Below are 8,543 nucleotides of genomic sequence, written 5' to 3'. Positions count from 1 at the left end.
CGCGCCCCCCGCCGCCGCGGGGCTCGCCCGCCCCGCGCGCGCTCCGGGCCGGGCGAAGACCCGGGGTTCCGGACCCGGGCCCGGTGAGGACCCGGGGTTCCGGACCCGGGCCCGGTGAGGACCCGGGGTTCCGGACCCGGGCCGGGCGAAAGCCCCGGGTTCCGGACTCGCTGCCTGACGAAAGCCCGGAACTCCGGGCCCGGCGGGTGAAGGCCCGGGACCGATGAAGGCCCGGGACCGATGGCGGGAAGCGGGAGACGGCGAAGGCCTCGACACGGGCGGAGGGCGAGGCCGAGGCCGGGAGAAGAGGGCTTTCGGGCCGGGCCGCTCCACATAAAGTGGCGGGATGGTGATTCTGGACGGCGGCCTGGCCACCCACCTGGAGGAGCTGGGCGCGGACCTGCGAGACGACCTCTGGTCGGCGAGACTCCTGCTGGAGGACCCCGCCGTGATCCGGCAGGCGCACCTCGACTACTTCGCGGCGGGCGCCGAGGTGGCGATAACGGCGAGCTACCAGGCCAGCATCCCGGCCTTCATGCGCCGGGGGCTGAGCGCCACCGAGGCCGAAGACCTGATCATGCTCTCGGTGCACCTGGCCGCCCAGGCCAGGGACGCCCACGGCTCCGGCACGGTGGCGGCCAGCGTCGGCCCGTACGGCGCCTACCTGGCCAACGGCGCCGAGTACACCGGCGACTACGACCTCGACGAGGACGGCCTGGTCGACTGGCACCGTGACCGCTGGCAGATCCTGGCCGACAGCGAGGCCGACCTGCTGGCCTGCGAGACCATCCCGTCCTACGCCGAGGCCAGGGCGCTGCGGCGGCTGCTCGCCGAGACGCCGGAGATGCGGGCGTGGGTGAGCTTCTCCTGCCGCGACGGCGAGCACATCAACGACGGCACCCCGCTCAGGAAGGCGGCCCGGCTGTTCGCGGGCAACCCGCAGGTGATCGCGGTCGGGGTCAACTGCACGGCGCCGCGCCACGTGCTCAGCCTGATCTCACAGGTCAAGGGCAAGCCCACCATGGCCTACCCCAACTCGGGCGAGGTGTGGGACTCGGGTGAGCGGCGCTGGCTGGGCCTGGCCGACCCGGCGGAGTTCGGCGAGGCCGCCGCCCGGTGGAACGCGGCCGGGGCGGCCTTCGTGGGCGGCTGCTGCCGTACCACTCCCGAGCACATCCGCCAGATCCGCGCCCACCTCACCTGAGGTTCACCGGAGCGACCTGACCGGTCACCGGCACGACCGGGGATCACCCGTCGACGGCGCGAACGGGTGATCACCCACCACCGGCGCGGACGGGATCGCCCGCCACCGGCGCGAACGGGGATCACCCGCCACCGGCGCGAACGGGTGACACCCGTCGACGAAGCGACCGGGGATCACCCCGCCGACCGGCCGAACCTCCCCACCTCCGGGATCACCGCCCCGGGACGAGGTTCGTAGCGCTCCAGCGGCCGGCCGCGCCGGATCAGGGCGCGCAGGTCCGTCAGCGTGCCGGAGACGGCCCCGTCGGCCCTGGCCTGGACGAGGACGTTGCCGATCGAGGTGGCCTCGACCGGGCCCGCCACCACGGGGAGGCCGCACGCGTCGGCGGTGAGCCGGCACAGGAGGGCGTTGCGGGAGCCTCCGCCGACGATGTGCACGGTGTCCACCGCCCGCCCGGTGAGCCGCAGGGCCTCACCGATCGCGGCCCGGTGGGCCAGGGCCAGGGAGTCGACCACGCAGCGCACCGTCCGCGCCCGGGTGTCCGGGACGGGCTGCCCGCTGCGACGGCAGACGTCGGCGATGCGTGCCGGCATGTCGCCGGGGGCGTGGAAGATCGGGTCGTCGGCGTCCACCACCGACCGGAACGGTTCCTCGCGCGCCGCCTGCTCCAGCAACCCCGCCAGGTCCACCGGCCCGCCCGGCCCCGGCGCCCCCGTCGTGGAGGCGCCGGGGGGTGCCGGGGCGGCCGGATCCGCGGGAACGGCCGAGGACCAGACGCGGACGCACTCCTGCAGCGGCCAGAGGCCGGTGACGTTGCGCAGGTAGCGCACGGTGCCGTCGATGCCCGCCTCGTTGGTGAAGTTGGCCCTGCGCCCCTCCTCGCTGATCATGGGCTGGTCCAGCTCGACGCCGACCAGCGACCAGGTGCCGCAGGAGATGTAGGCGAACCGCCCGTCGGCGGCGGGGACCGCGGCCACCGCCGAGGCGGTGTCGTGGGAGCCGACCGCGATGACCCGGGTGGCCGCCGGCATCCCGATCTCGGCCGCCACCTCGGGCAGCAGCGGGCCGATCACCTCGCCGGGGCGCCGGATCGGCGGCAGGATCGCGGCCGCGGGGCCGAGACGTGCGGCCAGCGCCGGGTCCCACTCGCGGGTCCTGGCGTCCAGCAGCTGGGTGGTGGAGGCGTTGGTCAGCTCCGCGCCGATCTCTCCGGTCAGCCAGTACGCGATCAGGTCGGGGATGAGCAGCAGCGTCGCGGCCGTGGCCAGCCGGGGCTCGGCGGCGAGCTGGTGGATCGTGTTGAACGGCTGTCGGGCGATGCCGGTGCGGGCGTACAGCTCCTCGAAGGGGACGTCGCTGTTCGCGTGCTCGGTGCGCGCGTCGCGGTAGTGCACGGGGTTGCCGAGCAGCGCGCCGCGCTCGTCCAGCAGCCCGTAGTCGACGGCCCAGGAGTCGATCCCGATGCCGTCCACGGGCCCGGCCGCGCGCAGGCCGTCCAGCACGCCCCGGTAGATGCGCAGGATGTCCCAGTACAGCGTGCCGCCGGCCCGGACGGGCACGTTCGCGAAACGGTGCACCTCGCGCAGGTCGAGGGTGCCGGGCCCGATCTCGGCCACCACCACCCGCCCGCTCGACGCGCCGAGGTCGACCGCGGCGTACCGCCGGGTCCCCGGTGCCGACTGCATGCAAGCTCCTCTCGGGGTACGTCCGCCGCGCCCTGCCGGCGCGGGGAGGGCGGACCGGGTCAGCGCAGGAAGGCGGCGGCGACGCCCGCGTCGACCGGGATGTGCAGGCCGGTGGTCCGGGTCAGCTGGGTGAGCTGGAAGACCGCCCCGGCCACGTGCTCGGGCAGTACCTCGCGCTTGAGCAGCGTGCGCTGCGCGTAGAACTCGCCCAGCTTCTCCTCCTCCACCCCGTAGACCGCCGCCCGGTTGGCGCCCCAGCCGGAGGCGAAGATGCCCGAGCCGCGCACCACCCCGTCGGGGTTGATCCCGTTGACCCGGATGCCGTACCCGCCCAGCTCGGCCGCGAGCAGCCGCACCTGGTGGGCCTGGTCGGCCTTGGCCGCGCCGTAGGCCACGTTGTTCGGCCCGGCGAACACCGCGTTCTTCGAGGAGATGTACACGATCTCCCCGCCCATGCCCTGGGCGATCATCACCCGGGCGCTCTCACGGGAGACCAGGAACGAGCCGCGGGCCATCACGTCGTGCTGCAGGTCCCAGTCGGCCACCGTGGTCTCCAGCAGCGAGCGCGACAGCGACAGCCCGGCGTTGTTGACCACCAGGTCCACCCCGCCGAACGCCAGCACGGCCTCCCGCAGCGCGGCGCCGACCTGCTCCTCGTCGGTGACGTCGGCCCGCACCGCCACCGCGACGTCCTCGGGCCGGTACGCGCCCGCGCCCAGCTCCCCGGCCACCGCGCGGGCGGCGTCCAGGTCACGGTCGGCCACCACCACGCAGGCCCCCTCGGCGGCCAGCCTGCGCGCGGTCGCCGCGCCGATGCCGGACCCTCCGCCGGTCACCAGCGCCACCCGGGTGGCCAGCGGCCGGGGCGGGGGCATCCGGCGCAGCTTGGCCTCCTCCAGCTCCCAGTACTCGATGCGGAACTTCTCGCCCTCCTCGATCGGCGCGTACGACGACAGGGCCTCGGCGCCGCGCATCACGTTGATCGCGTTGACGTAGAACTCCCCGGCCACCCGCGCGGTCTGCTTGTCCCTGCCGAAGGAGAACATGCCGACCCCGGGCACCAGCACGATCGCCGGGTCGGCCCCGCGCATCGCGGGCGAGTCCTCGTTCGCGTGCCGCCGGTAGTAGGCCGCGTACTCCTCGCGGTAGGCGGCGTGCAGCTCCCGCAGCCGGGCGATCACGTCCTCCAGGGGCGCGGCCGCGGGCAGGTCCACCACCAGCGGGGCCACCTTGGTGCGCAGGAAGTGGTCGGGGCAGGAGGTGCCCAGCGCCGCCAGCGCGGGGTGGCGCTCGCGCGACAGGAAGTCCAGCACCTCGCCGGTGGCGCTGTGGTGGCCGACCTGCGGGGCGTCCGTCGAGGCCAGGCCCCGGATCACCGGGAACAGCGCCGCCGCCCGTCCGGTCCGCGCCGCCGCCTCCAGCGGCTCGTACCCCTGAAGCACCGGTCCGAACGGCTCGGCGCGGCCGTGCTCGGCGATGTACGCCTCCGCGGTACGGATGATCTCCAGCGAGTTGGCCTCGCACCCGGCCGAGGTGTCGCCCCAGGCGGTGATGCCGTGCCCGCCCAGGACGCAGCCGATCGCGGCGGGGTTGGCGGCCCTGACGGCCGCGATGTCCAGGCCGAGCTGGAAGCCGGGACGCCGCCAGGGCACCCACACGACCCGCTCGCCGAAGATCCGCGCGGTCAGGTCCTCGCCGTCGGCGGCGGTGGCGATCGCGATGCCCGCGTCCGGGTGCAGGTGGTCCACGTGCGCGGCGTCCACCAGGCCGTGCATCGCGGTGTCGATCGACGGGGCCGCGCCCCCGGGGCCGAAGGCGCAGAAACCGAAGGCCGCGACCATCTCGTCCTCGCGCCCGACGCCCGGGTACACCCCGGTCAGCGCCCGCAGCCGGTCCAGCCGGAGCACCGCCAGTCCCCGCTCGGTGAGCGTGCCCAGGTCCCCCCCGGAGCCCTTCACCCACATGACCTCGGCGGGCTCCCCGGTCACCGGGTCGGTCACCGCCCCCTTGGCCGAGGTGTTCCCGCCCGCGAAGTTCGTGTTCCGCGGGTCGGCTCCCAGCGTGCGCGACCGCTGCAGGAGGTCCTCAACCGGCGACGTCATGACATCTCCCCACTCGTGTGCCCACCGCCCGTCCGGCGGCGCGCCGGAACGCGGGTGCACCGCCGCGAGCAGGGGTTAAAAACGTTTTAATAGCGATGACGAAGTTACGCGGCACGTCCGGAACTGTCAACGCCGCCGGGCGGGATTACTGAATTGCTGCGTTTTTACCACCCGTACCCACCCTGGCACGTGCGAGGGCGGCGCCCTACGGTGGTCACCGGCCGGCCACCGAGGTCCGGCCCGCCACAGACCTGCCACCGACCTGCCACCCGGCGGCCGGGGATCGGCGACCGGCCACCCCACGGGCGACCGGCCGGTCCCGCCTCAGGCCGCCGCGCGCCGTCCCGACCCGGGGAGATGCCTTGTTCGTCGACATGCCGCTGGACCAGCTCCTGGACTACCGGCCCGAGCGCCGCGAACCTGACGGGTTCGACGCCTTCTGGGCCAGGACGCTGGCCGAGACCCGCGAGCACGACCTGAACGCCGTCTTCACCGAGGTCGAGACGGACCTGTCCCTGGTGCGCTGCCTCGACGTCCGCTACGCGGGGTTCGGCGGGCACGAGATCAGGGGCTGGCTGCTGCTGCCCGCCACCGCCACCGGGCCGCTGCCCTGCGTGGTGCAGTACATCGGCTACAACGGCGGCCGCGGCCTGCCGCACGACTGGCTCACCTGGCCCGCGGCCGGATGGGCGGTCCTGGTCATGGACTCGCGCGGGCAGGGCGGCGGCTGGCGCACCGGCGACACCCCCGACCCGGTGGGCGGGACCGGCCCGCAGGTCAGCGGCAAGCTCACCCAGGGCGTGTCCTCCCCCGACGACTACTACTACCGGCGCCTGTACACCGACGGGGTCCGGGCGGTCGAGGCCGCCCGCGCCCACCCGCTGGTGGACGCCTCCCGCGTCGTCGTCTCCGGCGGCAGCCAGGGGGGCGCCCTGGCGCTGGCGGTGAGCGCGCTGGTCGGTGACCTGCTCTTCGCCTTCGTCGACGTGCCGTTCATGTCCCACATCCGGCGCGCCGCCGTGATCACCGACGAGGACCCGTACGGCGAGCTCGGCCGGTTCCTCAAGAGCCACCGTCACCGGGTCGAGGAGGTCTTCGCCACCCTCGACCACTTCGACGGGGTGAACTTCGCGGCCCGCAACACCACCCCGGCGCTCTTCTCGGTCGGCCTGCGCGACGGCGTGACCCCCGCCTCCACGGTCTTCGCCGCCTACAACCACCACGCGGGCCCCAAGGACATCCGGGTGTGGGCCTTCAACGGCCACGAGGGGGGCGAGTCCGAGCAGGTCGCCGAACACCTCAGGACCGCCAGGAGACTGCTGGAGGGCTGAGCCCGGGTCCGGTCCGGCGACCGCCCCGCCCGTCGCGGAGGGCGGGAGCCGCCCCTGCGCGCCCGGCAGGACCGGGCCGCGTACAGGGGCGGCCGGGCCGGGCGTGAAGCGCGCAAACCCGGCCGCGGGGGAAGGACGCGAGCCGGGCCGGTCGCTCCTTTTATCATAAAAACGTTTTATACAAAAGCCCCGGAAGCGCGCGGGATATCGTCCCGGCTGGCGCACGGAACGTTGTTACGTTTTAATGAATGCTCATGAGTTCGGTGAGCATCAAGGAAGTCGCGGCGCGGGCCGGAGTGTCCCCCGGGACCGTCTCCAATGTGCTCAACCGTCCCGAGAAGGTGGCCACCTCCACCCGCCTGCGGGTCGAGGAGTCCATCCGCGAGCTCGGTTTCGTCCGCCACGGCTCGGCCTCCAGCCTGCGCGCCGGGCACAGCCGCACCGTCGGCCTCTCGGTCATCGACATCGGCAACCCGTTCTTCACCGACGTGGCCGCCGGGGTCGAGGAGGTCGCCAGCGAGCGCGGGTACGCGGTGATCCTGGGCAACTCCTCGGGCGACCGTCTCAAGGAGGAGCGCAACCTGCTGGTCTTCGCCGAGCAGCGGGTCAGGGGCGTGCTCATCACCCCCTCGGGGCCGGACCTGACCAGGCTCGGGCAGCTCAAGGACCGCGGCATCAACGTGGTCCTGGTGGACCACCCCGCCGAGCGCGCCGACCAGTGCTCGGTGGCGGTCAACGACGTCGCCGGCGGCTCGATGGCGGTCACCCACCTGCTGGGGTCCGGCCCCGCCCGGATCGCCTACGTCACCGGCCCCCTGGCCGTCCGCCAGTGCGCCGACCGCCTGATCGGCGCCGGGCAGGCCCTGGCCGCGGCGGGCCGCGACCCCGCGGAGGCGCTGGAGACGATCGAGACGATCGAGATGAACGCCCGGTCGGGACAGCAGGCGGCGGAGAAGCTGATCGCCGAGGGGCGGCTGCCCGACGCCGTGTTCTGCGCCAACGACCTGCTGGCCCTCGGCATGCTGCGCGGCCTGCTCCAGGCGGGCGTGCGGGTGCCCGGGGACGTCTCCCTCATCGGCTACGACGACATCGACTTCGCGTCGGCGTCGGCGGTGTCGCTGAGCTCGATCCGGCAGCCGACCCACCGGCTGGGCCGGGTCGCCACCGACCTGCTGCTGGACGAGTGCGACAACCCCGCCTCGCACGCCCACCAGCAGGTCACGTTCCAGCCCGAGCTGATCGTCCGCGAGTCGACCCGCTGACGCGCGGGCCCTGCGGGTCCTGCGGGTCCACAGGGCCCGTCTCTCCTCGTCCCGCCCCAGAGGGGCCCGGAGGGGTTTCCGGGGAAAGGATCCCGGCGGTGTCCGCGCGGCCTCTCAGTCGTGCTTGCGGGCCTTCCTGGAGGCCTCCTTGGCGGCCTTGGACGCCTCCCTGGCGGCCTCCCTGGCCTCCTTCTTCGCGATCTCCCTGGCCTCCTTGGCCGCGCGGGCGGCCTCGACCTTGGCGCTCGCGGCGTACTTGTCGACGTACTCCTGGCCGGAGAGCTCCATCAGCGCGTACATGATCTCGTCGGTGACGGCGCGCAGCACCAGGCGGTCCTCCTCCATCCCGTGGTAGCGGGAGAAGTCGAGCGGCTTGCCGAACCTCACCCCCGGGTCGTGGCCCAGCCTGGGCAGGACGCTGCCCGGGGGCATCATCTCGAAGGTGTTGACCATCGCCCACGGGACGACCGGCACCCGCGCCTCCAGGGCCAGCCGGGCCACGCCGGTCTTGCCCTTGTAGAGGCGGCCGTCGTGAGAGCGGGTCCCCTCGGGGTAGATACCGAGCACCTGGCCCTCGGCGAGGATGCGCTTGCCCGTGCGCAGCGCCGCCTCGCTGGCCTTGCCGCCGGAGCGGTCGATCGGGACGGTGCCGACACCGCTGAAGAAGGCCCTGCTCATCAGGCCCTTGAAGCCGCTGCCGGTGAAGTAGTCGGACTTGCCGAGGGAGATCACCTTGCGCCGCAGGAAGAGCGCGCCGAAGAAGTGGTCGGCGAACGACAGATGGTTGCCGGCGAGGATCACCGGGCCCTCTTTCGGCACGTTGTCCACGCCCTCCGACCACGGGCGGAAGATCAGATGGAGCAGGGGCCCGACGACGGCTTTGACCACCCAGTAGAACACTCGACGCTCCTTCGGTCGCGGGCGAGGACCCGGAGTTATCCTCCCACTTCCGATCGCAC

6 protein-coding genes are annotated in these 8,543 nt (G+C 73.6%); 3 read left to right on the top strand and 3 right to left on the bottom strand.

What is annotated here, in order from left to right; translation table 11 throughout:
* The first annotated feature begins 346 nt into the window (after positions 1-346).
* On the top strand, positions 347-1,204 hold the full coding sequence (gene mmuM / locus ACLQ2R_RS24350; protein ID WP_425962832.1) for a homocysteine S-methyltransferase: 858 nt from the start codon (positions 347-349) through the stop codon (positions 1,202-1,204).
* Between the two features lie 173 nt (positions 1,205-1,377).
* Here mmuM and ACLQ2R_RS24345 read toward each other — a convergent pair whose 3' ends face one another.
* Positions 1,378-2,889 (bottom strand): rhamnulokinase, encoded by a 1,512-nt coding sequence (locus ACLQ2R_RS24345; RefSeq protein WP_425962831.1) that lies wholly within the window; start codon positions 2,887-2,889, stop codon positions 1,378-1,380.
* 59 nt (positions 2,890-2,948) lie between these two features.
* Entirely contained in the window at positions 2,949-5,051 is a 2,103-nt protein-coding gene (locus ACLQ2R_RS24340; RefSeq protein WP_425962829.1) for a bifunctional aldolase/short-chain dehydrogenase, read from the bottom strand.
* 302 nt (positions 5,052-5,353) lie between these two features.
* Between ACLQ2R_RS24340 and ACLQ2R_RS24335 the strand changes: the two genes are divergently transcribed.
* Complete coding sequence (locus tag ACLQ2R_RS24335) at positions 5,354-6,322, top strand: acetylxylan esterase (protein WP_425962828.1); 969 nt, start codon at positions 5,354-5,356, stop codon at positions 6,320-6,322.
* Positions 6,323-6,576: 254 nt separating this feature from the next.
* The gene (locus tag ACLQ2R_RS24330) at positions 6,577-7,584 is read left to right on the top strand and encodes a LacI family DNA-binding transcriptional regulator (protein ID WP_425962826.1); all 1,008 of its coding nucleotides are present in this window, start codon (positions 6,577-6,579) and stop codon (positions 7,582-7,584) included.
* A gap of 114 nt (positions 7,585-7,698) precedes the next feature.
* Here ACLQ2R_RS24330 and ACLQ2R_RS24325 read toward each other — a convergent pair whose 3' ends face one another.
* A complete protein-coding gene (locus ACLQ2R_RS24325) occupies positions 7,699-8,484 on the bottom strand; it encodes a lysophospholipid acyltransferase family protein (RefSeq protein WP_425962824.1) in 786 nt (261 codons plus the stop codon).
* Positions 8,485-8,543: the final 59 nt, after the last annotated feature.

This window comes from Streptosporangium sp. DT93 (assembly GCF_049844535.1).
GTDB lineage: Bacteria > Actinomycetota > Actinomycetes > Streptosporangiales > Streptosporangiaceae > Streptosporangium.
This window is presented reverse-complemented; position numbering and strand designations above follow the sequence as displayed.

Bases quoted from the DNA above. Each gene is read 5' to 3' on its own strand.
- mmuM (WP_425962832.1), top strand. From the start codon at position 347: ATGGTGATTCTGGACGGCGGCCTGGCCACCCACCTGGAGGAGCTGGGC.
- ACLQ2R_RS24345 (WP_425962831.1), bottom strand. From the start codon at position 2,889: ATGCAGTCGGCACCGGGGACCCGGCGGTACGCCGCGGTCGACCTCGGC.
- ACLQ2R_RS24330 (WP_425962826.1), top strand. From the start codon at position 6,577: ATGAGTTCGGTGAGCATCAAGGAAGTCGCGGCGCGGGCCGGAGTGTCC.